The sequence below is a fragment of the Amycolatopsis vancoresmycina genome (assembly GCF_000716785.1).
Taxonomy (GTDB): domain Bacteria; phylum Actinomycetota; class Actinomycetes; order Mycobacteriales; family Pseudonocardiaceae; genus Amycolatopsis; species Amycolatopsis vancoresmycina.
This window is the reverse complement of record NZ_JNYY01000016.1, coordinates 184,132-206,334: the sequence shown is the minus strand read 5'-3', so window position 1 is coordinate 206,334 and position 22,203 is coordinate 184,132. Positions and strand designations below refer to the sequence as shown.

Below are 22,203 nucleotides of genomic sequence, written 5' to 3'. Positions count from 1 at the left end.
GAGGGGTGGCTGTGGTCAAGGTGTTCCGGTCGGTCGTCCGGTCGGCGGTCGACGACGTCTTCGCCTGGCACGCCCGGCCCGGCGCGATCACCAGGCTGACCCCGCCGTGGCAGCCCGTGCGAGTCGGGGCCGAAGCCGGTTCCCTGCGCGACGGCACCGCGAAACTCCTGCTGCCCGGCGGGCTTCCGTGGGTGGCCGCCCACGACGCGGCCGGCTACGCGCCCCCGCGGCAGTTCGTCGACCGGCTGGCCAGCCCGCTGCTGCGGTGGCGGCACACGCACCGCTTCGAGGCGGCCGGGCCCGACCGGACGGCCGTCACCGATCAGGTCGACACGCCGGTTCCGGAGGCCTTCCTGCGGGCCATGTTCGCCTACCGGCACCGGCAGCTGGCCGCCGACCTGGCCGCGCACCGGCGGTACCGGCACGAGCCGCTGACCGTGGCGGTGACCGGGGCGAGCGGGCTCGTCGGGACCGCGCTGACGGCCCTGCTGACCACCGGCGGCCACCAGGTCGTCCGGCTGGTGCGGCGGCCCGTCGCGGCGGACGGCGAGCGGGAGTGGCAGCCGGATGACCCCGCCGCGGACCTGCTCGACGGCGTCGACGCCGTGGTGCACCTCGCCGGCGCCTCGGTGGCCGGGCGGTTCGACGAGCGGCACCGGCGGGCCGTGCGCGAAAGCCGCATCGCGCCGACGCGGGCGCTCGCCGCACTGGCCGCGCGGACCGCCGGCGGGCCCAAGGTGTTCGTCTCGGCGTCCGCGGTCGGCTACTACGGGCCCGACCGCGGCGATGTGGTTCTCACCGAGGAAAGCGAGCGGGGCACCGGGTTCCTCGCCGACGTGGTCGCCGAATGGGAGGCGGCGACGGAACCGGCCCTGGTGGCGGGGCACCGGGTGGTGCGGGTGCGCACCGGGCTGGTGCTCAGCCCGCGCGGCGGCCTGTTGCGCCTGCAGTACCCGCTGTTCGCCGCCGGGCTGGGCGGCCCGCTCGGCAGCGGGCGGCAGTGGATGCCGTGGATCGGCATCGACGACCTGGCCGACGTCTACCTGCGCGCGGTGACCGATCCGGGCCTGTCCGGTGCGGTCAACGCGGTGAGCCCGGAGCCGGTGCGCAACGCCGAATACACCCGGGTCCTCGGCAAGGTGCTGAACCGGCCGACGCTGCTGAAGGTGCCCGCGTTCGGCCCGCGGCTGCTGCTCGGTGCCGACGGCGCCCGGGAACTCGCGTTCGCCGACCAGCGGGTCGAGCCACGGCGGCTACTCGACGCCGGTCACGAGTTCCGCCACCCGCGGCTGGCGGACGCGCTCGCGCACCTGCTCGGCACCGCGGCCGCCCCCGCCACCGGGCTGATCGGTTCGACCGCGGGAGACCCGGCATGACGACGCTGCCCCGATCCGCCCGGTCCCCGCTGGCCCTGGCCGGTTTCCTCGCCGCGGTCGCCGTGGTGGCCGTCGTCGGCAGCCTGGCCGCGACGCAGTCCCGCACTGTCTACAACGGACTCGTGCAGCCGGGCTGGGCGCCGCCGTCCTGGCTGTTCGGTCCGGTGTGGACGGTGCTGTACGTGCTGATCGCGGTGTCGGGCTGGTTGTTCTGGCGCGCTTCGGGCACCCGCCGCGAATTCGCCTGGTACGCGGCCGGGCTGGTGCTCAACGCGGCGTGGACGCCGTTGTTCTTCGCGGCCGGCGCGTACACCCTGGCGCTGGTGGAGATCGTCGTCCTCGACGTGGTGGTCGCCGGAACGCTGGTGGTGTTCCGGCGGCGCTCGGCGGCGGCCGCCGCGCTGCAGCTGCCGTACCTGGCCTGGACCCTGTTCGCCACGGCGCTCAACGCGGCGATCGTCGTGCTCAACCCGTGAGGGGACGCTGATGGTGCTGCGGGGGTGGACCGCGGGCAAGCGCCTGCGGCAGCTGCTGGTCTTCGTCCACGTGGCCGTGTCGGTCGGCTGGCTGGGGGCCGGCGCCGCGAACGTCGTCCTGGCCATGACGGCCGGCTACACGGACCGGCCGGACGTGCGGATCGTGTGCTACCTGATGATCGAGAAGATCGACGACTTCGTGGTGATCCCGGCGGCGTTCGCCAGTCTCGCCGGCGGTCTCGTGCTGTGCGTGGTCACGAAGTGGGGCGTCGCCCGCTACTGGTGGGTGCTGGTGAAGCTGGTGCTCACGGTGGCGGTGATCGGGTACAGCACGTTCGGCCTCGGTGTCTGGGTGGAGGAGAACCGGGCCGCCGGCGGGCTGGAGAGCCCGGCCGCCGGTCCGTTGGCCTACGGTGCGGCGCTCAACCTCGTGGCTTTCCTGTTCATGACGTGGCTTTCGGTCGCCAAGCCGTGGGGGCGCACGCCGTGGACCGGGCCCGCCCGGCGGGTCTCGGTCCCGGTCTACCGGGGGCTGGCGTCGTAGCAGGCTGCTGACATGGGGTTGTCGCCGGTGAGGGTGAAAACGGTCAGCTGGCCCTGGTGGGCTGGGGTTCCGCGGGAGAAGACCGCGATCGCGCCATGGGGGTGGCAGTAGGTCAGACCGCCCTGATCGGTGATCGCGGCGCCTTCGAGGGTCTGCGCGAGGATCGTCAGCGGGGCGCCGTCGTTCGCCCGGAGCTCGGCCATGCGGGTGCCGGACGGGTTCTCCATCCACTCGGACAGCGCTTCGTAGTCACGGTGGCAGGCTGCGTCGTGGACGGCGGCGACGGGGACCACGAGCTGTTCGGCTATGGGGCGGCCAGTCCGGTCGACCATCCTGATCGCCCCGCACACCGGCTCGTCCGGTGGCGGTAAAGCAGCTTCCGGATCGTTCCCACGGTACGCCAGCCAGCCGGTGCCGCCGAGCAGGAGCAAAAGCACCGCACCGGCGACGAGCCACCGGGTTCTTCTCCGCACGGAGCCTCCCCTGATCAGCATTCGCTCACACCGTCGAAGTGCTGCGGATCCGGCTGGCGGGAGACGGTGGTGTCGGCCTGGCCGAAGTACAAGGTGCGGTACGCCGCCTGCCCCCGGCCGCTGCAGGGGAATCCGCTCACGCGGAACGGCTCCCCGCCGTCGTCGACGATCGTCTGCTTGATCTCCGTCCCGGACTGGGAGAACACGGCGAGGGCGTACTCGTAGGCGCCCTTGGCCGCCGACGCGGTCACGATCACCTCGCTGGTTTCGCCACCGGTGAGCTTGATCGTGTGCGTCGGGAAGTACGGACCCGCCGGGATGTTCCGGTCGTGGACGTCGTCGCGCACGGCCGACTGCAGGACGGGGAACCGGTCGTCCAGTTCGAGCAGCGTCTGCGCCGAATCCTCCGCTCCCTGCGGCGGTGACCACACGAGGCTGCCGCTCAACGGCGGCCGCCGCTTGCGGATCACCGCCCGGATGTCGGTGACGACGACCTGCCCGGTCCGCGGGCCCTCGAGGTGCAGGCGGATGACCTGGTGCAGCAGGCTCGCGCCGCCGGAAACCCGGACGTCGTGCGCCAGCGCGGAATCGGTGACGGCGCCGGGGCGGGCGAGCCGGGCGGCCAGCTCGGGACCGGGAAACCCCGGGTCTTCGCTCGCGTAGCCCCACGGCCCGGCGTCGTTGGCCGACAGGTCCGCGGTCACGCGCAGGCCGGCCGGCCCGGACGGCTGCAGCCAGACGACGGCGCCGGTGCCGGCGGCGAGCAGGACCACCAGGCCGCCGATCAGCCACCACCGCGGCCGCATGGGCCGCTTGCCGACGTAAACGTCGCCGGTGATGTCACGGGCCTGCAGGATCTGCGCGGCATTTCCCTCGACGTTGTTCGCCGGAGAACTGTTGCCGGTCATCGAACTCCCCCAAGATCGCCGCCCCCGCGAGAAGAAGCCGATCCTACGGCACCGGGAATGGGGCCGCGGGTTCCCGGGTCGCGATCACGACGTGCAGCGGGGTGCGGTGAACGTCAGCTTGGCCTCGTCGACGTACCCGCTGATCCCGGTGCGCGCGACCGTGCCGAAGTAGCGGTGCGGGTAGCGGTCGTGGGTCAGCGTGCGCACCTGGACGACGTCGGCGGTGCGGACCTCGCCGATCGGGCTGCCCGCCGCGTCGAGGACCGCTCCGGCGCGGGTGACCCGGTAGTCGCGGGCCGGCACGCACGGCTCGTCCGCCGTGCCGAGCAGCGCCACGCCGGCGCCGGTCAGCGCCGCCGCCGCGCTCACCACCAGGGCCGTCCGGACGCTGATCCGCCTGGTCGGCGGCGGTTCGGACGGGTGCGGACGGCCGCCGGACGGTGCCGGACGGCCGTCCTGCTCGGCGGCCGCCGCGGCGATCCAGCGTTCCTTCCAGGCTGGGCCCGGTTCGCCGCACGCCTCGGCCACCGCCACCACCAGGTCGCAGGCGGGCAGGCGGTCACCCCGGAGCGCGTCGTGCAGCGTGCTGCGGGGGAAGCCGGTTCTTCGGGCCAGTTCCGCGAAGCTCGGCATGCCGTTTCTGCGGCGGATCCCGTGCAGATCACCGATCAATTGCGTCGTCGTTCCGGTCGGCATCTTCGCTCCGTTTCTCGTCCGGATCCGTCCGGGTGCGTCCCGAACCCTAGCCGCCGCTGTCGGCCGTTCACCAGGATCCATTCGGTGAGGTCACCGATTACCGAACGAAACGAGGTGCGATGGGAAAACTCCGATTACTGGCTGTCTCCCTCGGGTTGGCGCTGCTGACGGCGGCGCCCGCCGCGCAGGCCGGGGAGGTGCACCGGATCAAGACCGCGCCGTCGCCGAGCACGGGGGCACCCATCGACGGGGGCGGAAGCTGGATCGTCAACAAGCCGAGCGGGTACTACGTCGGCCGGGCGATGCCGGGGGACACCTTCGACGACGAGGTCACCACGAGCGCCAACTGGCACTTCGGCCGCGCGCAGTCGACGGTCAACATGTGCGGCTGGGTGCTCCCGGGCTCGATGGGCGCCGACGCCGGGCCGGTGGCGGACAGCTGCTCCGCCACCACGCAGGCGACGATCTCGCACCGCCTGACCGTGGGCCGTGACTACAACGCCCCCGCCCACCAGGCGACCGACGGCAGCTCGGTGCCGGCCAACCCGGCGTGCACGCTGTACTTCAACTACTTCTACGGAACCGACTTCGCGTCGAACGGCGGTCACTGGGCGACGGCGGCGGGCGCGCCGCAGAGCAGCGTCCGCTACCGCTTCACCACGCGCGACGGCCAGGCGGCCGTGGTGCGCGACACCGTGCTCGGCTGGGGGTTCCTGCCGATCGGCTGCGTCCAGCGGCCGGCTTCCCTCTACAACGACAACGACTGACCGGAAGGAAACGATCGTGCGCAGTGCGAAGAACGTCATCGGAGCGGGTGTGCTGGTGGCCGCGGCGATCTGCCTGGGTACCCCGGGCATCGCGAGCGCCGGCGGCAGCGCGGTGGACGAGGTCCGCTGGCAGTGCGGCGCGGACAGCGTCACGGTCCGCTCGTACGCGGGCGGCCCGGCCATCCCGGGCGAGACGATCGGCTACGGCGTCCGGGTGAACGTCGACAACCACAACGACAACGTGTGGTGGCACATCAACTCGCCGTACGGCGGTTACGTCCTGGCGCAGTACTTCTGCTGACCGGCCCCGCTCCGGTCACCGGGTCACGGTCCGGTGACCGGAGCGGTCACCCCGTCAGGCGCCGGGCCGGTTCCCGGTCGGGATGGTGATCGGCGTGCTCGCCGGGGACGACGCCTTGTTGAGGAACAGCATGGCGATCGCGCGCAGGAACTGGTCGAACAGGTAGAAACCCGCCGGGGCGATCGGCAGCAGGCCCTCGCGGAACGCGATGTAGGCGGGCCACCCGGTGCGCACCAGCGCGGCGGCCGCGTAGTCGCGACGCAGGCCGAGCCAGTCGCCGACCTCGTCGCTGAGCACGTACCGCACGAACTCGTTGAGGAACCCGCGGGTGACGCCGAGGTCGATCTGCGCGGTCAGCCCGAGCAGGTCCTCGGCCAGCTCCTTGCCCTCGGTCGTCGGGGCCAGGAGCGGGGTGAGCACCTGGGCCGACTGCGCGTCCGCCTCCGCCCACGTCTTCGGGATGAACTCGTCGCGCACGCCGAGCAGGTGGATGGCGACCTGCCACTGGTGCAGGAAGGCCTCCTCGTCGGCGGCCGACATCGGGACGTGCCATTCGCGCAGCTTCCGGTGCACGAAGGTGCCGAGGCTGTGGAAGGTGACCAGGATGTCGCCGTTGCTGATCGGCACCTGCTCGTCGGAGACCGCCCGCCAGTGCGGTGACTGCGGCAGCAGGTGCCGGACCGCCGCGTGCACCAGCCGAGTCTTGTTGGCCGTGACGACGAACTGGCCCGAGGGTTCGAACGCGTTGAGGTCGCTGAGGTCGTAGCCGAAGGTGAACGTCTTGGCCGCGCGGTCCTGCATGTTCGCCCCGCCCGCCGACCAGTAGACCGACCGGGCCTCCCGCGGGATGACCGTGCTCATGATGCCGCTGCCGAGGCCGTACAGCATGAACAGGTAGGTGTCCTTGCGGCGGTTGAAGTCGGCGGCGCGCCGCAGCTTCGCGGCGTCGGCCCAGGACGGCAGCCCGTTCACCCGCCCGAGCCAGCCGGCCAGGCCCGACGGCAGCCCGGCGGGCAGCGGGTCGCCGTTGTTCACCCACGACCGCAGCGCGGTGTTGACGGCGGGCACCTGACCGCCGTCGACGAGGCCCGCGACCAGGCGGTCCACCTCGTCGTCCCAGACCCACCACGGGTCGGCGGCGCCGGCCGCCCAGGCGGGGACGACGCTCGCCGCGCTCACCAGACCCAGCGCGACACCGAGCGTAAGGACGTTCCTCCTGCTGAGATTGCTCATTTACTTACCTAGCTTCCATGGTAGGCAGTAGGCCGTTCAGCGGTCGTGATCCATCGTGCGGCAGGGCATCAAGACGAGATTCCTCATTAACATAAGAGGTCGCTCGCGGGTCGGCAAGACCTAGCCGCGCTGTGGTTGGATGGCACCCATGGCCCCGCGCACCTCGCCCCGGCGGCCGCGGTGACGGCCGGGCCCGCCGCGGCCGTCCGGCCGCGCAACCGGCGGCAGCTCATCGTCGAAGCGGGCGCCACGCTGTTCAGCGAGCGCGGCTACCACGCGGCGTCGATGGAGGAGATCGCGGCGCGCGTGGGCATCACCGCGGCCGCCCTGTACCGGCACTTCCCGAACAAGTACGCGCTGTTCGCCGAGTGCGCGAACGTCATGGCGGACCGGCTGGTCGCGGCGCTCGGCGAGGTCCCGGCGGACGCCGGGCTGCCGGACGTCCTCGCCGCCGTCACCCGGGTCACCGTCGCCCACCGCGCGTCCGGTGGCGTGTACCGGTGGGAAGCCCGGTACCTCGAACGCGCGGACCGCAGGCTGCTGCGGGCGAAGTTCGCGTCGGTGGTCGGCCGCGTCGCGGACGCCGTGCGGCGCGCGCACCCGTGGCCCGGCGAGCAGCTGCGGGCGGTGGCCGCGCTCGGGGCGATCGGGTCCGTCACGATGCACCACACGTCGATCGCCCAGCGCCGCGCCGAGACCCTCCTGCAGGAGGCGGCGCTGCGCGTGGCCGCGACGGCTCCGGCGGCGAACGCGCGCGTCGTCGAACTCCCGGCCGCGCCCGTGCCCCGCACCCGCCGGTCGGAGATCCTCGCGGCCGCCGTCCCGCTGTTCGAGCGGGACGGCTTCGCCACGGTCACGAACGGCCGGATCGCCGAGGCGGTGGGCCTGGTGCCGTCCGCGCTCTACCGGTACTTCCCCGGCAAGGCCGACATCCTGGCCGCGGCCTGCCTGCAGGCCGCGGGCCTGCTGGCCCAGGCGGTCGAGCACAACGTCCGCGGGACGGCGGGCCCGCACGACGCGCTGGCCGCACTGACGGCGACCTACGTGGCCTACAGCTTCGAGCACCACGCGCTCACCAGCGTGGCCGACGCGGAGATCGCGGGCCTCCCGGCGGCGCTGCGCCGCCCCCTGGTGGCGGCGCAGCGCGAGCACATCGCGGTGTGGGAGCAGCAGTTGCGGGAGGCGCGCCCGGAGCTGGACGCGCGCCAGGCGCGGGTGCTGGTGCACGCGGGTTTCGGCGTGGTGGTGGAGGCCGGAAGGCTGCTGCGGTGGGCGGACCGGCCCGAACACCGGGCCGCGGTGGCGGCGTTGCTGGCGGCGGCGCTCGGGTTCTGACGCGGGAACCACCCGGATCGATCGGCGCCGGTCCTCCGGGTGGCGTAACCGGGACGCGGACCGCTGACCCGCGCCGCGCCGGGATTTCCCCGAACGGTAAGCGTTTCCCTCACGTGGAGCAGCGATGTTCACCGGGCGGCGGCGCGGGTGCCGGCCCGGTTTCCGGTGGCGGGGCGGGGAAGCCGCCGTGGCCTCGCCACGGGGAAAGCGGTCCGCTTGGCGGCACGATTCTGCCGGACCGGGGGAAATCCCGGGCGATCGGGAAGCCGTCGTGACCCGCGGTGAGGGAAGCTCATCAGTTCGTGGACTGATGGAGCCACGCGAATTCTGCGTACCGTCGATGAGGCGCGGAACCGGTGGCCACCGAAATTGCGCACCTGCCCCTTCACCTTTTCCTTCGTTTCGGGAGTTTCCCATGGCCGGAAGGCTCAACCGTCCTGCCGCGGCGGATGGCGTCGTCGCGTACCAGGACAAGGACAAGCAGGACATGTTCCACTACTTCCCGCTGCGGATCGATTCGGTCCTCGGCGAGACGTTGCGCAACTTCAAGGTCGACTACTACGGCATCAACGCCAAGCCGTACTGGGTCGACATGGGCAACGGCGATTACCAGAGCTGCGTCGGCGGCAACCTGTCCGGGACCGCCGTGCCGGAGATCACCACGGCCCAGCGGGCCAACATCAGCAAGGTGATCGGGGACGTCTACGGCGTCAAGAAACCCAACCTGGTGCCGCTGGTGCTGAACAACGTCACCGTGCAGCCGATCTTCGCCAAGCACATCGTGGACATGGGCACCGGCGGCTCGGCCACCTTCCCCAACGAGATGTCGCTGGGCGCCAGCACCGGCTACCAGATCGGCAGCGGCAACAGCCTGTTCGCCGAACTGGTGGGCAGCGAGCAGGACAACGCGGAACCGCGGCCGGACTTCGCGATCAACCTCTCCGGCGAGGCCGAGCTCTACGCCGACCCGTGGGTGGCCGAAATCCACGCCGACCTCCGGCGGGTCTGGGAGTACACCCGCACGAAGGTCGATGTCGGGCTGAACATCGGCTGGTTCAACCTGGGCACCAGCATCGACAAGATCACCCAGGACCTGATCACGAACAACGTCGTCCAGATCCGGTACGTCCAGGGCGGCGGCGGCAACGAGTTCGGCTGGCAGATGCTCAACAGCACCAAAACCCTCTTCGAGGCGATCAACAAGCAGATCACCGCGGGCGAAGGGATGTTCAAGTTCGAACCCAACCCGACCCCGCAGGAACCCACGAAAGACGAGAAGTGGGCGTCGAAACTGCTGCCGTTCACCACGTCGATCAACGTCGGGTACGTCAGCAACTTCTTCAACCAGGAAATCACCTTCGACCAGACGGTGACGTTCGAGGGCATGATGCCGGTCCGGTTCAACAGCTCGATGGCGCTGGCGGTGCCGTGCGCGGCGTCGACCGAGAGCCACTTCTACGACCTGCAGCTGATGCAGCAGGGCTGCGTCACCAAGGCCAAGCACGACGGGCTGCAGCAGCGGATCAACACCGAAAAGGAGGCCAAGCGGAAGAAACTGCTGCTCTACATGGCCAAGGTCGAATCCGGGGAGTGGACGCCGCAGCAGTACTCGACGATGGTCTCGTACCTGAACACCCAGGCGCTCACCGAATTCGCGTCGGTGGCCGGGATCCGCGAAGACGGCAGCCCGGAAATCACCGCGGCATCGCCGGAAGAGGTCGACCGCGTACTGGCGCGCGTCGAGGAAATGGTGACCGGCGGCCTGGTGCCGGCGCCGCGCGTGAGCCGTTCGACCGCACCCCGGCGAGTCAAGGTCTGACCGCGAAACCCCAAGGAGGACTGCCATGACGACCACCCTGCCCGTGTTCCACCAGCCGGTCCGCGCCCACGCCCAGGTCGGCATCCCGTTCCACCCCGACGGCCGGGAGCGGGTGCAGCAGACCACCCAGCCGCCCTGGTCGGGCCTCGGCCTGGTGTCGGCGACGATGCCCGACGGCGAAATCTGGGAGTCGACCGGGTTCGCCATCGCCCCGCGGTACGTGGTGACCGCGGCCCACGCGGTCTACAAGCAGGCCAACGGCGGCCGGGCCGTCGCGGTGACGTTCCAGGCCGCCCGGGACGCCACCCGGACGCCGTTCGGCGTGGTCAAGGCGACCGCGTGGACCTACCCGGGGCAGTACCCCTCCGGCGGCCGGCCGTACGACTACTGCCTGCTCGGGCTGGCGGCGCCGCTGCCATCTGAGGTGACGCTGTACCAGATGCTTCCCGCGACGGACACCGGCCTGGAGGCCGCGACGTGGCAGGTCGCCGGCTACCCCGACGACAAGGCGCCGGAGAACTCGCTGTGGTACGACAGCGGCAAGCTGCTCAGCCCGCCGGGCACCCGCATCCTGAACTACCGGATCTCCACTTCCGGCGGGCAGAGCGGGGCCCCGGTGTCGCCGTACCTGGAGGAGCGCTCGCCCGCCGCCGTGGGCATCCACGCGGGGGTGGCGGCGGACAAGAAGTCCAACGAAGCGGTGCGGCTGACCCGGGAGGTGATCGCCGAAATCGAGTCCTGGAAGTAGCCCGCCGAGGGGTGGCCGCCGGGCCGGTGCGGCGGCCACCTTCGTGGCGTGCGGCCCGGCGGCCCGGGAGCCCTGGGGGTCGGCTCCGGTGACCAGTGAACCACCGCGACGGCGGCGAGTCCGTGGTGCAGGCCGGTGGAAATCCCGGGGCGTCCGGTTTACCGCCGAACGGGTTACGGCGTGGTCAGGTCGAACCGCTGCAGGGTGACCGCGCCGCCGAGCGACTGGCTCGCGTAGTCGAACACGGCGAACCGGTAGCCCATGAAGAACTGCCACGCGTTGTTCAGCGTGAACCCGCTGCCCAGCGGGGTGAACGTCACCCCGTCCGTTCTGTAGGAGAACCGGGCCTGCCGTCCGGTGCCGGGGCGGATGTCGGCGTTGGCGCGCAGCCAGATCTTCGTGCCCGGCAGGTCCGCGGCCGCGACCTCGGTGCCGGTGCCGGTCGTGTTCCAGTTCCCGTCCATGGTCAGTCCGGTGACCATGACGACGCGGTTGCGGCCGCCGTCGCGCTTGACACCGATCCACGCCGACGAGTCGCGCAGCATCGCGAGCCCGGTCCGGTCGCCGTCCCGCATCGACGTCAGGTCCAGCGTGGCCGTCGCGGTGGAGGTGGGGCCCTGGATGCGGCGGGTCAGCGTGTTGCGGGCCGAATACAGGTCGTTGGTGACCGTGGCGGTGGACAGTTTCAGCCCGTTGCCGACCGAGAACTTCGCCGGGTCCGGGTTGTGGTTCCACTCCCACTGCGGCCCGAGCGCGGTGCCCTGGAAGGTGTCCGTGCCGGTCATCGGCTCGACCTGGCGGGGTGGCGGCGGCAGGTTCGGCTTCGGGTACGTGACGCCCCAGCGCCCGTCGACCGTCTGCAGCCGCGGCCAGCCGTCGGCCGTCCAGGTGATCGGGGCCAGCACCGGGACGCGCCCGCCGGGGTAGGCGTCGACGAAAGCCATGTAGTACCAGTCGCCGTTCTGCGTCTGCACCAGCCCGCCCTGGTGCGGCACGCCGCCGCCCTGGATCGGGCCCGGCAGGTCCAGCAGCACCTGCTGCACGGTGTAGGGGCCGAACGGGTTGCTGGCCTTCAGGACGTACTGGCCGTTGGCCGGGCGCGTGGCGAAGATGTAGTAGCTGCCGTTGCGCTTGTAGAACCGCGAACCCTCCAGGGTGCCGATGTTCGACGGCGTCTGGAACACCTGCTGCGAACGGACTTCCGTCTTCCCGTCGGGGGACAGCTGGGCGACGCTGAGGGTGGTGTTGCCGTAGGCGACGTACATCGTGTCGTCGTCGTCGATGAGCATCCCGGCGTCGTAGTAGCACTTGTCGATCGTCGTGTGCCGCGACCACGGGCCGTCCACCGCGGTGGCGGTGTAGATGTAGGTCTTGGCGAAGTCGATGCAGCCACCCCAGTAGAACGTGTTGTTGCTCGCCCGGTGGTTGAGGAACGACGCCCAGATGCCGCGGACGTACCCGCGTCCGCCGTTCAGGTCGTACTTGGCGCCGAAGTCCAGCTTCGGCACCGAATGGCCGGCGTACTCCCAGTGCACCAGGTCGTAGGAGCGCAGGATCGGCGCGCCCGGCGAGTAGTGCATCGTGGAGGCCGAGTAGTAGTAGGTGTCGCCGACGCGGATGATGTCGCCGTCGGCGAAGTCCTGCCACACCACCGGGTTCGTGAAGGTGCCCGGCTGGTTCGGCGTCGTCGTGGTGGTCGGGGTGGTGGGAGTCGTCGTGGGTGTCGGCGTGTCGACGCCGCCGGTGCACGTGGTGCCGTTGAGCCGGAACGACGAGGGAACCGGGTTGCTCGCGGAGAAGGTGCCGTTGAACCCGAACTCCGCCTTGCCGCCGGTGGGGATGGCGGCGTTGTAGGCGACGTTCTTCGCGGTCACCTGCGTGCCGTCCTGGGTGAGCGTCGCGTTCCAGTGCTGGCCCACCTGCTGGCCGGGTGCGAAGGACCACTCGAGCGTCCAGCCGCTGACCGCGTCACCGAGGTTGGTGATCGACACGGACGCGCCGAACCCGCCCTGCCACTCCGACGTCTTCGTGTAGCTGATTGAGCAGCCGGTGGCGGCCGCGGCGGGGGCGGACAGCGCGACCAGGGTCGCGGCCGCCCCGGCGGCGACCGCGGTGGCCGCCGCCAGGACCGGCGAACGTAACGACATGGTGTTCCTTCGCTCGACGAAAATTTCAGGCGGCGAACTGCCACCAGTTCACGTTGAACAGGTAGCCGCTCCCGCCGGTGAAGCGCAGGACCAGGTCCTGGGTGCCGGTGGCGCCGGTGACCGGGCAGGACACCGACGTCCACGTCTGCCAGCCCCCGGTGCCGGCCACCGCGCAGCGGCCCACGACCGTGCCGGTGGCGCTGCCCAGGCGCAGCTCGATCGTCCCGCCGGCGGCCGCGGAGGCGACCCGGGCGGTGAACGACTTCGCGCCGGCGCCGAACGCGACGGTGCGGACCTTGATGCTGTCGCCGTTCTCGATCCACCCGACGTTCATGCCGCCCTCGGAGGCCGGTTCGGTCTCGATGCCGGAGCCCCAGGCGATCGTTTCCGCTTCCTGCCGGGTGTAGGGGTTCAGCGTGTCGGCCGGCGGTGGCCCGCCGGTGGTCATGGTGATGGTGGGGATGCTGCCGTCGGCGTTGTAGGCGAACTTCTCCACCGCCACCGAGCGGGTGTAGCCACCCCCGCCGGGCAGGGCGCCGTTGTGGTAGAAGAAGTACGAGCTGCCCTTGAAGTCCACGAGGCCGGGGTGGTTGGTGAAACTGCTGCCCTGCGTGGGCATCACCGTGCCGCGGTAGGTCCACGGCCCGGTCGGGCCGGGCGCGGTGGAGTAGGCGATGAACTCCGAGCAGCACTTGGCCGCGAACACGTTGTAGTACGTGCCGTTGCGCTTGTAGACCCAGGGCCCTTCCTCGTACATCGTCGGGCGGCTGCCCCCGTTCGGGCGGGTGCCGAACCCGGCTGTGGTGAGCGGGATCTGGTTGACACCGCCCGAGTACGACGTCATGTCGGCGTTCAGCCGCACGTACCAGAGGTTCGGGTTGCCCCAGTAGAGGTACGCCTGGCCGTTGTCGTCGATGAACACCGTGGGGTCGATCTCGCCGTTCTCGACGAGCGGGCGGCCGAGGGCGTCGCGGAACGGCCCGGTGGGGCTGTCCGCGACGCCGACGCCGATGGCCATCCGGCCGGTGGCCCGGTTGACCACCGGGACGTACCAGTAGAACTTCCCGTTGCGCTCTACAGCCTGCCCCGCCCAGGCGTCCTGTTTGGCCCAGCTGAAGGTCGACAGGCTCATCGGCGAGCCGTGGTCGGTCCAGTTGACCATGTCCGAAGAGGACCAGACGCGCCACTCCTTCATGGTGAAGTAGGTGGAGCCGTCTTCGTCGTGGCCGGTGTAGAGGTAGACCCGGCCGTCGTGCACCAGCGGCGCCGGGTCCGCGGTGTAGATGTGCTGCACGATCGGGTTGTCGGCGTGGGCCGCGCCGGGCACGACGGCGAGCGCGGCCACGACGGCGGCCAGCAGGCAGGTCAGCTTGCGGCGCACGAGGCCGTCACCCCTTCGGCGGTCCCGGTGCCCTGGAAGCCGAATTCCGTCGACTGCCCGGCCGCGACGGTGCCGTTGTAGCTGACGTTGGTCCACGTGACGCTGCCCGTGGTGCCGCTGTTCCCGGCGCTCCAGGAGTTGGTGACGGCGGCGCCGGAAGGCAGGTTCGTCGTCACGCGCCAGCCGGTGAGGCCGGTGGAACCCGCGGTGACCTTCACGTTCGCGACGAACCCGCCGTTCCACTGGTTCAGGGAGACCGACGCGCTGCAGCCGCTCGGCACCGGCGTGGTCGTGGTGGGGGTGGTCGGGGTCGTCGGGGTGGTCGGCGTGGTGGGGGTGGTCGGGGTGGTCGGCGTCGTCGGGGTGGTGGGCACGGTCGGGCCGCCGGCGTTCAGCGCGTCGAGAACGCTGGTGTAGGCGGCCTTCTTGTTCCCGTTGCCGTCGAACAGCAGCGGGTTCTCCCCGGAGCGCCAGGAGTCGGTGTCGCGGATGCCCCACGTCGTGAGGCCCGCGCAGCGGGAGACGGCCATGCAGGCGCGGGTCACCGTGCCGTAGGCGCCGGCCTGGTTCGACCCGGAGATGTCGAGCTCGGTGATCTGGACTTCGACGCCGAGGTCGGCGAACCGCTGCAGGTTGGCCTGGTAGTCACCGGGCGGGTTGCCGGAGAGGTGGGACTGGAAACCGACGCAGTCGATCGGGACACCGCGGGACTTGAAGTCGCGCACCATGTTGTAGATGCCGGTGCTCTTCGCGTTGACGCCGTCGGTGTTGTAGTCGTTGTAGCAGAGCTTCGCGTCCGGATCGGCGGCGCGCGCGGCGCGGAAGGCGGCTTCGATCCAGTCGTTGCCGGTGCGCTGCAGGTTCGAGTCGCGCCGGCCGCCGCTGCCGCCGTCGGCGAACGCCTCGTTGACGACGTCCCAGGCGTAGATCTTGCCCTTGTAGTGGGTGGCGACCGTGGTGACGTGGTTCATCATGGCGGCGCGCAGGTCGGAGCCCTCCATGCGCTGCGCCCAGCCCGGTTCCTGCTGGTACCACAGCAAAGCGTGCCCGCGCACCCGTTTGCCGGTGCTGACCGCCTGGTTGAGGATCCGGTCGCCGCCGCTGTAGTTGAACTGCCCGCGGTTGGGTTCGGTGGCGTCCCACTTCATTTCGTTTTCCGGGGTGATCATGCTGAACTCGCGGTTCAGGATGTTCACGTAGGTGGAGTCGCCGAGCTTGCCCGCCGCAACGGCGGCGCCGAAGTACCGGCCGGTCTGGGCGGCCGCGGCACCGAGCGTCGAGGCCGCGCCGGCGGCAGAGGAGGCCAGCACCAGCGAGACCCCCAGGGACGTCGCCAGGAAAGCGGAAGCCGCCGCGGCTCGGGAGAACGACCGCGCTTTCGTCTTCATGTTCACACCTTCGTTTCGTGGGTACGGGGTTGCGGGCCGGTCACGCATTCCCGGGAGCCGGCGCACCATTCACCGCGGAACTTTCCGGCCGCCGCCTTTCCTGGGTGACGGTGAACGCAGTGTGGCATCGGATGTTCACGCTCACAAGAGGCGGCGCGGATCCGCCGAACCGTTCGGCTGAAAGGCGGAGCCGACGAATGAAAATTTCACGGCGGCGGCCGGCGGGAACGGGGGAATGTGGAATTGTGCCCACCGGCCGCCGCCGCACCCGTGGTCAGCAGAGGACGTCGGCGAGACGGTCCACCTGGTCGGTGTCCGGTGACCAGCAGTAGCAGACCACCTCGTCGGCGCCCAGTGCGGTGAACTCCGCGACCGCGTCCCGGATCGCCGCCGGGGTGGTCAGCAGGCGGCCGGCCGTCGCGGCCGCCAGCTGCGGATCGAACGCGTAGTAGGCGAGAATCTGCTCGCGCGCTTCCTCCACAGTGGACTCCGGGCCCAGTGCGACGGTCACCTGCCCCACCAGCCGCGGCCGTCCGGGCCGCCCGGCGCGGGCCCAGGACGCTTCGACGTACTCGAACTGCCGGCCCGCCGCGGAAAGCGCGGTCGCGCACAGCAGTCCGTCGGCGAACCGGGCCACGCGGTCGAGGGCCGGCTCGGCGAACCCGCCGATCAGCACCTCGGGACCGCCGGGACGGGCCGGGGCCGGGCCGACCGGGCCGCCGGACCAGATGTCGCGCATGAGCTTCAGCTGCTCGTCGAACCGGCGGCCACGGGTGCGCAGGTCCACGCCGACGAGCTCGAACTCGTCCGCACGCCCGCCCACGCCGAGGCCGAGCGTGAATCGGCCGCCGGACAGCCGGTCCAGGGTCGCCGCCTGCTTCGCCAGCAGCGTGGGTTCGCGCAGCGGGGCGAGCAGGACCTCGGTCTGCAGCCGGATCCGGCTCGTCGCGCCGGCGAGCGCCGCCAGGGTGACCAGCGGCTCGGGGTTGTCCCAGAGGAGGCGGTCCGCCAGCCCGAGGGTGCGGAACGGGCCGTCGTCGGCGCGTTTCGCCCAGTCGAGCAGCCGTTCGGGGCGGGCGACGGGCAGGCCGAGGCCGAGGGACATGGGAGGTCTCCGATCAGAGAGGGCACCAGGACGGGCCCCACTGTCATCGCCGTGCCGGAACAACCCCAGGAAAGCCGCGAATTTCGGCGTTATCCTCCTATTTCGAAGACTGGACGGCGGTTTCCGACCGTTTGAGGGTCCGCATGACCGGGGCGGTCTCCACCGCGGACACGCCGGGCAGCGCGGCCAGCGGGCCGGTGAGGTAGCCGTAGAGCGCGCGGGGGTGGCGGCACAGGACGCTGACGTACAGGTTCGCCGGCCCGGTCGTGGCCGCGGCGAACCCCACCTCGGCGTGCCCGGCGAGCGCGGTCCCGGCGGACTCGAGGTGGCGGGGAGCCACCGACAGCCACAGCGACGCCGCCGTGCGCAGCCCCAGCACCTCGGGCGCGAAGTCGACGTCGAAGTACAGCGCCCCCGAGTCGCGCAGCTCGCCGAGCCGCCGCCGGACTGTCGTCTGCGACCAGCCGGTCGCCGCGGCGAGCTCGCGGAAGCCGGTGCGGCCGTCGCGGGCCAGCTCCGCCAGCAGCGCGCGGTCGCCGCCGGTCAGCTCGACCGGGTCGTCCGGGAGCACCGGGTCCGGTGGCCGGAACTGCTCGGCCTGGGCCCGGGTCAGCGGCCCGGACTTGGTCAGCTGGCTGGTGGGGCCGCCGAAGAAGACGTGCACGACGCAGTGCGCGCTCACCTGGGTCACCGGCGGCGTGCGGGGCAGGCGGGCGAGCACCGACGACGTCGCCGCCTGCGCCGGGGTGCGTACCATGCAGACGATCTCCGAGCCGCCGGAGGCGATGTGCACCCACGACGTCTCCGGCCGGTTGGCCAGCGCCCGGGCGAGCCCGTCGGCCGCGCCCGGCGTGCAGGCGACCCGGACCAGCCAGGACTCCTCCCCGACGGCGTCCGGCGCCGTCTGCCCCACGACCCGGACGGCGCCCGAGGCGCGCAACGCTTGGTAGCGCCGCGCGACGGTCTGGTCCGACACGCCGAGCACCTCGGCCACCTGGCTGAACGGCACCCGCCCGTAGATCTGCAGCGCCTGCAGCAATCCCAGTTCCACTCGGTCCACCCCGGAACCCTAATCACCGAGCACCGCGTCCGGGGGCAGTTGGCGCCGAAATCGATGGCGGCCGCGCCGGCCGTAACGGCACGGCCGGGGTCCGCGACTCAGCCGGTATCGGACGCGGGTCCGGGGAGGTGCCGTCGTGAAGGTCAGGCCGGTGCCCTTCCCCGAGAAGAACGGCGCCGTGCCGTTCAACGCTTCCGGCGTGGTCCGGGTCGGCTCGCGGCACTTCGTCTTCGTCGACAACAAGGATCCCGGCTCCCTCTTCGAACTGACCTTCGACCCCCGGATCACCACGGTCGAGCGGATCCACCGGCGGCGGCTGGCCGGGCTGGGCCGGACCGCCCTGCGCGATCCCGAAGGGCTGACGCGGGCCGACGTGGCCGGGGAAACCTTCCTCGTCGTCGCCTCTTCGCTGTGCGCCGGGAACGGGGACCGGGTCAGCGACGGTCTCGTGCGCGTCCGCTACCGGCGCGACGGTGACCTGCCCGCCGAGCCGATGGACGGCTTCCGCGCCTGGTTCCTCGCGCGCCTCCCGCAGTTCGCCGCGGCCGGGCGGCTGGTGCCCGATGCGGGCGGGCTGAACGTCGAGGGCCTCGCCTGGGACGCGGGCACCCTGCTGTTCGGCCTGCGCGGGCCGGCCACGCCCGGCGAAGCCACCGTCGTCCGGGTCCCGGCCGACGTCGGCGCGGCGCGGTGGACGACCGCCGTCCTCGGGGCGCCCGAGGTGGTCGCGCTGCCGCTGCCGGACCCGGCCGTGCCGTGGGGCATCCGCGACCTGGCCGGTGCCGGGCGGGCCGGGGACCTGCTGGTGCTGCTCGGGCGGTCGGCCAGCGACGGCGACGCGCCGTTCCGGCTCGGCACCTGGCACCCCGGCCGCGGCCGGGTCGAGCTGCTCGACGTCGCCTTCCACCGGACCGCGAAGCCGGAAGGCGTCACGGCCTTCACGGTCGACGGCGAGGAGCGGCTCCTCGTCGTCGACGACGCCGGCGGGTACGCGGTGCTCTGATCAGGTGAAGTACAGCTGCGTGGGCGCGGGGTCCTGGTACACGCGGGGTTTCCCGGCCGGCGTCGGGTCCGCGCCGAACGCCGCGCTCAGGCCGGTGCGGACGTTCTTCAGCGTGAACCGGCCGCCGGAGGTGAATTCGTCGTCGGCGGGGTCGGCCGGGACGACCGAAAACGCGTCGTCCGCGGCCTGCGTGGCGAGCAGCGGGTGACCCTGGGCCGACGTCGTCGCGGTCGCGTGGAGGAACCGGCCGGACGCCTTGCTCCGCACCGACTGCCCGCCGCCCTGACCGCCGCCGGAAGGGGCGAAGCACCACAGGTCCGCGTCGTCGACGTTCGCCGGCCGGAGCCGGTGGGTGACCTCGAAGCCGTCCGCGACCGCCTCGGAGGCGCCGGCGTGCATGCATTCGTTGGTGACGTCGTCGCGGACGTACGCGCCCTCGGCGCCCGGCAGGCCGCCGCAGAGGTAGCCGGCGGACGTGGCCAGCCGCAGCTGCTTGCGCACGATCGTGAGCTGGGCGGGCACGTCCGGGACGCCGAGCCCGGTCAGCACCGCCGCCATCCGGTCGAGCAGCGGCTTGAGGACCTCCTGCTGGGTCCGGCGGCCGAACACGGTTTCGCGGTACTCGCGGATCCGGTCGAACACCTGCGCCCGCCGCCCGGGGTCGTCGCGCACCAGCTTGGCGAGCAGCCCGGCCGTGTCGAGGCGGAAGTGGCGGGCGGGCTGCAGGGTCTGGTCGAGGCCCCACGGGATCAGCTTGAAGTCGATGTCGTCCACGCCCGGCTGCGCGACGGCGTCCACGTCGTTGTAGACGTAGGTGTTGTTGGTGTTCCGGGAATAGCCGTCCCAGTGCTTGAGGAAGAACTCCATCGCGTACAGCCGGGTGAACTGGTCGAGGTCGAAGACGTCGGCCGCGCCGGCGAGCCCGTGCGCGGCGAGGTGGTCGATGGCGAACCGCAGGTCGGCCTTGTCGTCGAACCTCGACAGCGGTTCCACGCCGACGAAGGAGAACCGGCCGTCGACGAAGTCGTCCTGGTGCTCGATCTCGTACAGGTTCCCCTTGTGGTCCCCGAAGTTGCGTTCGATGTACCGGGGCATGATCGGTTCGACGTTCACGAAGACACCGGGGCTGTTGACCCGGGCCACGCCCTGCCCGATCGGCGTGCCGTTCACGAGCACGCGCGCGTAGTTGGCGCGGGAATGGGGGAGACCGGCGAGCTCGAACAGTTTGTACCCGAGCAGCTGCCGCAGATAGGAGAGGTCCTGCACGGAGTTGTTGAGCGTCAGGTACCGCGAACCGATCAGCTGCTGGACGGGCCCCTTGTTCGCGTCGAGGAACTTGCCGAAGTCGATGTGCAGGCAGGGTTTGTCGCTGTCGATCGAACCGCAGAACGACTTCTTCTTGATCCCGACGTCGGGAAACGAGGTCCGCGCCGGGAACTTCGTCCCGGAGATCTCGACCGACGTCGCCTTCCGCCAGGTGTAACGGCTTCCGCCGGCCCAGTCGAAGTTGCACACCCCGCCGGCGGGCTGCTCGCCCCGCACGGCGTCCCAGTCCGCCTGCGGCAGCACGATATCGATCGTGAGCACGTTGTCGACGTCGTAGAGCGCGTCGAGGGCCTGCTGTTCCTGGCTGCTCATCCGGCCATTGTACGGCGGAATTCGCGCGAACCCGGCGACGGAATTGTCGCGAAAATTCCGGGGCGGATACCATTTCCGTTGGTGTATCACCGATGGCCGGGGCGGGCGGTGGGAGAGCGCCGGAAAGGATCGGCGCGAGCCGTCGCGTGGTCAGGCCGGGCAGCTGACGTCGTGCCGCGGCGGTTCCAGCGTCAGCAGGTAGCGGTCCACCGCCGCCCGGGTGCAGGCCGTGCGCGGGTAGACGCCGTGGCCCGAGCCCTCGTACGTCAGCAACGTCGTGTTCGCCGGTGCCTGGTGGTGGATGGCGAGGGCCCAGGCGTACGGCGTTGCCGGGTCGTACCGGGAATTCAGCAGCAGGACCTGCGGGGCGCGCGAGAGGTTCAGCCGGTGGGGCGGGTTCGACGGCGGCCCGTGGACGCCCAGGCACGCCATCGCCTCGCTGTGGCCCAGCATGCTGCCGCGCATCAGCGGCCCGCGGCGCAGCTCTTCGGCGTGCAGCACGCGGTACTGCGCGAAATCCCGGATCCGGAGGTCGAAGTCCTGGCAGACGACGGCCAGGCGGATCGAGTCGTAGTTGTACTCGAACTGCGCGGTCACCGGTGGCTGCCCGGCGAGGGTGCTGTCGATGACCTGGGCCGCGTCGGCCCAGTCGGGCCCGTACATGTCCTTGAACACCCGGTCGCGCAGCCAGTTGTGCGGCGCCGGCAGCCCGTCGGCCACCGCGAGGGCCCGCGGCCAGAGCGCCAGGACGTCCCGGCCGTGCAGCGCGCAGGTCGCCGTCCGGTCGCACCACGCGGCGAACTGGCGGAGCAGGTCGTCCGCGGCGGCGGCCCGGTCGCCGAGGAAGCGCTCCAGGCCGGCGCTGTGGTCGATGGAGCTGTCGAGCACCAGCGCCCGGACCCGGTCGCCGTGCTTCTCGGCGTACTGCTGCCCGAGCAGCGTGCCGTAGGAAATGCCGAGGAAGCTGATCCGGGCTTCGCCCAGCGCGCGGCGGACCGCGTCCATGTCCTCGGCGTTGACGCCGGTGTCGGCGTGGTCGAAGACGGGGAGGTTGCGGGCGCGGCAGTCGGAAACCGCTTTCTCCTGGTAGCTGCGCAGCGCGTCGAACTGCGCGCGGCCGGCCGGCTCGTCGTCCGGCGGGGCGGTCGTGTCCGCGCACTTGACGAACTCGCTGCGGCCGGTGCCGCGCACGTCGAAGCCGACCACGTCGAACCGGGCCTGGACCTCCGGGCTGAAGAGGCCGGGGCTCAGCGCGAACTCCGCGTTCGACGAGCCGGGGCCGCCGAGATCGGCCAGCAGCACGCCGAGCCGGTGCGCGGGATCGGACGCCCGGTGCCGGGCCACCGCGAGGCTGATCGACGGGCCCCACGGCCGCGCCCAGTCCAGGGGCACCTGCAGCGTGCTGCACTCGCCGTCGGGCGGGGCGGGGCTGTCCGGGTCGTCGGGACAGGTTGTCCAGACAATCGGTGCCGGCGACCAGCCGGGGCCGGCCACGGCGGGCGTGCCGCCGGCCAGGATGAGCAGGCTTCCCAGTACCGCTGCGAACACGCGCACGCCGCCTCCCCTTCGTCGACTCGCCGACCGTAGGGGTAGCCGGCCGCGGGTCGCAAGGCGCGGCAATCGCCGGGTCACCATTACGGCGTGAAGTTTGTCCGCTTGACGGCGACCGTGAAGATCTGCGCCGGGTGCATCCGTGACGCGATCTTTTCGCGGATGTCCGTGTTACCCGCCAATCGGGTGACGTCCCGTAACGTGGACCACGAATTTCGATACTTGCTTCTGCAGGGGTATCCGCCCGGTTGGCT

At 71.5% G+C, this 22,203-nt stretch carries 20 protein-coding genes; 9 read left to right on the top strand and 11 right to left on the bottom strand.

Going from position 1 to position 22,203, the window contains the following annotated elements:
* The first annotated feature begins 11 nt into the window (after positions 1-11).
* The 3 genes from OO60_RS32690 to OO60_RS32680 are packed head-to-tail and all read left to right on the top strand — an operon-like array spanning position 12 to position 2,396.
* A complete protein-coding gene (locus OO60_RS32690; RefSeq protein ID WP_051767833.1) occupies positions 12-1,376 on the top strand; it encodes a TIGR01777 family oxidoreductase in 1,365 nt (454 codons plus the stop codon).
* Positions 1,373-1,852, top strand: coding sequence for a TspO/MBR family protein (locus OO60_RS32685; RefSeq protein ID WP_003104732.1), 480 nt, complete (start codon positions 1,373-1,375; stop codon positions 1,850-1,852). The genes OO60_RS32690 and OO60_RS32685 overlap by 4 nt, the downstream gene beginning before the upstream one ends.
* Before the next feature lie 10 nt (positions 1,853-1,862).
* Positions 1,863-2,396: a hypothetical protein gene (locus OO60_RS32680; RefSeq protein WP_003104730.1), complete on the top strand. Its 534-nt coding sequence runs from the start codon at positions 1,863-1,865 to the stop codon at positions 2,394-2,396.
* Here the strand turns inward: OO60_RS32680 and OO60_RS32675 are convergent.
* The 3 genes from OO60_RS32675 to OO60_RS32665 all read right to left on the bottom strand — a co-directional run bounded on the left by OO60_RS32675 (position 2,375) and on the right by OO60_RS32665 (position 4,473).
* Entirely contained in the window at positions 2,375-2,869 is a 495-nt protein-coding gene (locus OO60_RS32675) for a hypothetical protein (protein ID WP_155848984.1), read from the bottom strand. The two genes, OO60_RS32680 and OO60_RS32675, sit on opposite strands and share 22 nt — an antisense overlap.
* A 14-nt stretch (positions 2,870-2,883) precedes the next feature.
* The gene (locus tag OO60_RS32670; RefSeq protein ID WP_003104726.1) at positions 2,884-3,777 is read right to left on the bottom strand and encodes a hypothetical protein; all 894 of its coding nucleotides are present in this window, start codon (positions 3,775-3,777) and stop codon (positions 2,884-2,886) included.
* Positions 3,778-3,861: 84 nt separating this feature from the next.
* On the bottom strand, positions 3,862-4,473 hold the full coding sequence (locus OO60_RS32665) for a helix-turn-helix domain-containing protein (protein WP_033262787.1): 612 nt from the start codon (positions 4,471-4,473) through the stop codon (positions 3,862-3,864).
* A 119-nt stretch (positions 4,474-4,592) separates the two neighbouring features.
* On the opposite strand from OO60_RS32665, the gene OO60_RS32660 reads away from it, so the two are divergent.
* Both OO60_RS32660 and OO60_RS32655 read left to right on the top strand, forming a co-directional pair.
* Positions 4,593-5,240, top strand: a complete 648-nt coding sequence (locus OO60_RS32660) for a hypothetical protein (RefSeq protein ID WP_155848983.1) — start codon at positions 4,593-4,595, stop codon at positions 5,238-5,240.
* Positions 5,241-5,256: 16 nt separating this feature from the next.
* Positions 5,257-5,541 (top strand): hypothetical protein, encoded by a 285-nt coding sequence (locus OO60_RS32655; RefSeq protein ID WP_003104721.1) that lies wholly within the window; start codon positions 5,257-5,259, stop codon positions 5,539-5,541.
* Between the two features lie 54 nt (positions 5,542-5,595).
* On the opposite strand, the gene OO60_RS32650 is transcribed toward OO60_RS32655, so the two are convergent.
* A complete protein-coding gene (locus tag OO60_RS32650) occupies positions 5,596-6,774 on the bottom strand; it encodes an oxygenase MpaB family protein (RefSeq protein WP_033262786.1) in 1,179 nt (392 codons plus the stop codon).
* 180 nt (positions 6,775-6,954) lie between these two features.
* On the opposite strand from OO60_RS32650, the gene OO60_RS32645 reads away from it, so the two are divergent.
* The 3 genes from OO60_RS32645 to OO60_RS32635 all read left to right on the top strand — a co-directional run bounded on the left by OO60_RS32645 (position 6,955) and on the right by OO60_RS32635 (position 10,676).
* Complete coding sequence (locus OO60_RS32645) at positions 6,955-8,109, top strand: TetR/AcrR family transcriptional regulator (RefSeq protein WP_033262848.1); 1,155 nt, start codon at positions 6,955-6,957, stop codon at positions 8,107-8,109.
* Positions 8,110-8,524: 415 nt separating this feature from the next.
* Positions 8,525-9,928 carry a hypothetical protein gene (locus OO60_RS32640; RefSeq protein WP_003073885.1) on the top strand — a complete coding sequence of 468 codons (1,404 nt, stop codon included), beginning with the start codon at positions 8,525-8,527 and terminating at the stop codon, positions 9,926-9,928.
* Positions 9,929-9,953: 25 nt separating this feature from the next.
* Positions 9,954-10,676 carry a trypsin-like serine peptidase gene (locus tag OO60_RS32635; protein ID WP_003073884.1) on the top strand — a complete coding sequence of 241 codons (723 nt, stop codon included), beginning with the start codon at positions 9,954-9,956 and terminating at the stop codon, positions 10,674-10,676.
* A gap of 173 nt (positions 10,677-10,849) precedes the next feature.
* On the opposite strand, the gene OO60_RS32630 is transcribed toward OO60_RS32635, so the two are convergent.
* The 5 genes from OO60_RS32630 to OO60_RS32610 all read right to left on the bottom strand — a co-directional run bounded on the left by OO60_RS32630 (position 10,850) and on the right by OO60_RS32610 (position 17,757).
* Positions 10,850-12,823 carry a family 43 glycosylhydrolase gene (locus OO60_RS32630; RefSeq protein ID WP_033262785.1) on the bottom strand — a complete coding sequence of 658 codons (1,974 nt, stop codon included), beginning with the start codon at positions 12,821-12,823 and terminating at the stop codon, positions 10,850-10,852.
* A 25-nt stretch (positions 12,824-12,848) separates the two neighbouring features.
* Positions 12,849-14,204 carry a glycoside hydrolase family 43 protein gene (locus OO60_RS32625; protein WP_003073880.1) on the bottom strand — a complete coding sequence of 452 codons (1,356 nt, stop codon included), beginning with the start codon at positions 14,202-14,204 and terminating at the stop codon, positions 12,849-12,851.
* Positions 14,189-15,592, bottom strand: coding sequence for a glycoside hydrolase family 10 protein (locus OO60_RS32620; protein ID WP_205624130.1), 1,404 nt, complete (start codon positions 15,590-15,592; stop codon positions 14,189-14,191). Before OO60_RS32620 ends, OO60_RS32625 begins: the two co-directional genes overlap by 16 nt.
* 274 nt (positions 15,593-15,866) lie before the next feature.
* Positions 15,867-16,697, bottom strand: a complete 831-nt coding sequence (locus OO60_RS32615; RefSeq protein ID WP_033262784.1) for an LLM class flavin-dependent oxidoreductase — start codon at positions 16,695-16,697, stop codon at positions 15,867-15,869.
* Between the two features lie 97 nt (positions 16,698-16,794).
* Positions 16,795-17,757, bottom strand: coding sequence for an Lrp/AsnC family transcriptional regulator (locus OO60_RS32610; RefSeq protein WP_033262783.1), 963 nt, complete (start codon positions 17,755-17,757; stop codon positions 16,795-16,797).
* Between the two features lie 136 nt (positions 17,758-17,893).
* Here OO60_RS32610 and OO60_RS32605 point away from each other — a divergent pair, with 136 nt between their 5' ends.
* Positions 17,894-18,760: a DUF3616 domain-containing protein gene (locus OO60_RS32605; RefSeq protein ID WP_033262782.1), complete on the top strand. Its 867-nt coding sequence runs from the start codon at positions 17,894-17,896 to the stop codon at positions 18,758-18,760.
* On the opposite strand, the gene OO60_RS32600 is transcribed toward OO60_RS32605, so the two are convergent.
* A complete protein-coding gene (locus OO60_RS32600; protein ID WP_003081101.1) occupies positions 18,761-20,398 on the bottom strand; it encodes a CotH kinase family protein in 1,638 nt (545 codons plus the stop codon).
* Positions 20,399-20,548: 150 nt separating this feature from the next.
* Positions 20,549-21,952, bottom strand: a complete 1,404-nt coding sequence (locus OO60_RS32595; protein WP_003081099.1) for an alpha/beta hydrolase — start codon at positions 21,950-21,952, stop codon at positions 20,549-20,551.
* Between the last annotated feature and the right edge of the window lie 251 nt (positions 21,953-22,203).

Coding starts and splice junctions, on each gene's coding strand:
- OO60_RS32685 (WP_003104732.1), top strand. CDS start 1,373: ATGACGACGCTGCCCCGATCCGCCCGGTCCCCGCTGGCCCTGGCCGGT.
- OO60_RS32680 (WP_003104730.1), top strand. CDS start 1,863: ATGGTGCTGCGGGGGTGGACCGCGGGCAAGCGCCTGCGGCAGCTGCTG.
- OO60_RS32670 (WP_003104726.1), bottom strand. CDS start 3,777: ATGACCGGCAACAGTTCTCCGGCGAACAACGTCGAGGGAAATGCCGCG.
- OO60_RS32665 (WP_033262787.1), bottom strand. CDS start 4,473: ATGCCGACCGGAACGACGACGCAATTGATCGGTGATCTGCACGGGATC.
- OO60_RS32660 (WP_155848983.1), top strand. CDS start 4,593: ATGGGAAAACTCCGATTACTGGCTGTCTCCCTCGGGTTGGCGCTGCTG.
- OO60_RS32650 (WP_033262786.1), bottom strand. CDS start 6,774: ATGAGCAATCTCAGCAGGAGGAACGTCCTTACGCTCGGTGTCGCGCTG.
- OO60_RS32640 (WP_003073885.1), top strand. CDS start 8,525: ATGGCCGGAAGGCTCAACCGTCCTGCCGCGGCGGATGGCGTCGTCGCG.
- OO60_RS32635 (WP_003073884.1), top strand. CDS start 9,954: ATGACGACCACCCTGCCCGTGTTCCACCAGCCGGTCCGCGCCCACGCC.
- OO60_RS32630 (WP_033262785.1), bottom strand. CDS start 12,823: ATGTCGTTACGTTCGCCGGTCCTGGCGGCGGCCACCGCGGTCGCCGCC.
- OO60_RS32620 (WP_205624130.1), bottom strand. CDS start 15,592: ATGAAGACGAAAGCGCGGTCGTTCTCCCGAGCCGCGGCGGCTTCCGCT.
- OO60_RS32615 (WP_033262784.1), bottom strand. CDS start 16,697: ATGTCCCTCGGCCTCGGCCTGCCCGTCGCCCGCCCCGAACGGCTGCTC.
- OO60_RS32600 (WP_003081101.1), bottom strand. CDS start 20,398: ATGAGCAGCCAGGAACAGCAGGCCCTCGACGCGCTCTACGACGTCGAC.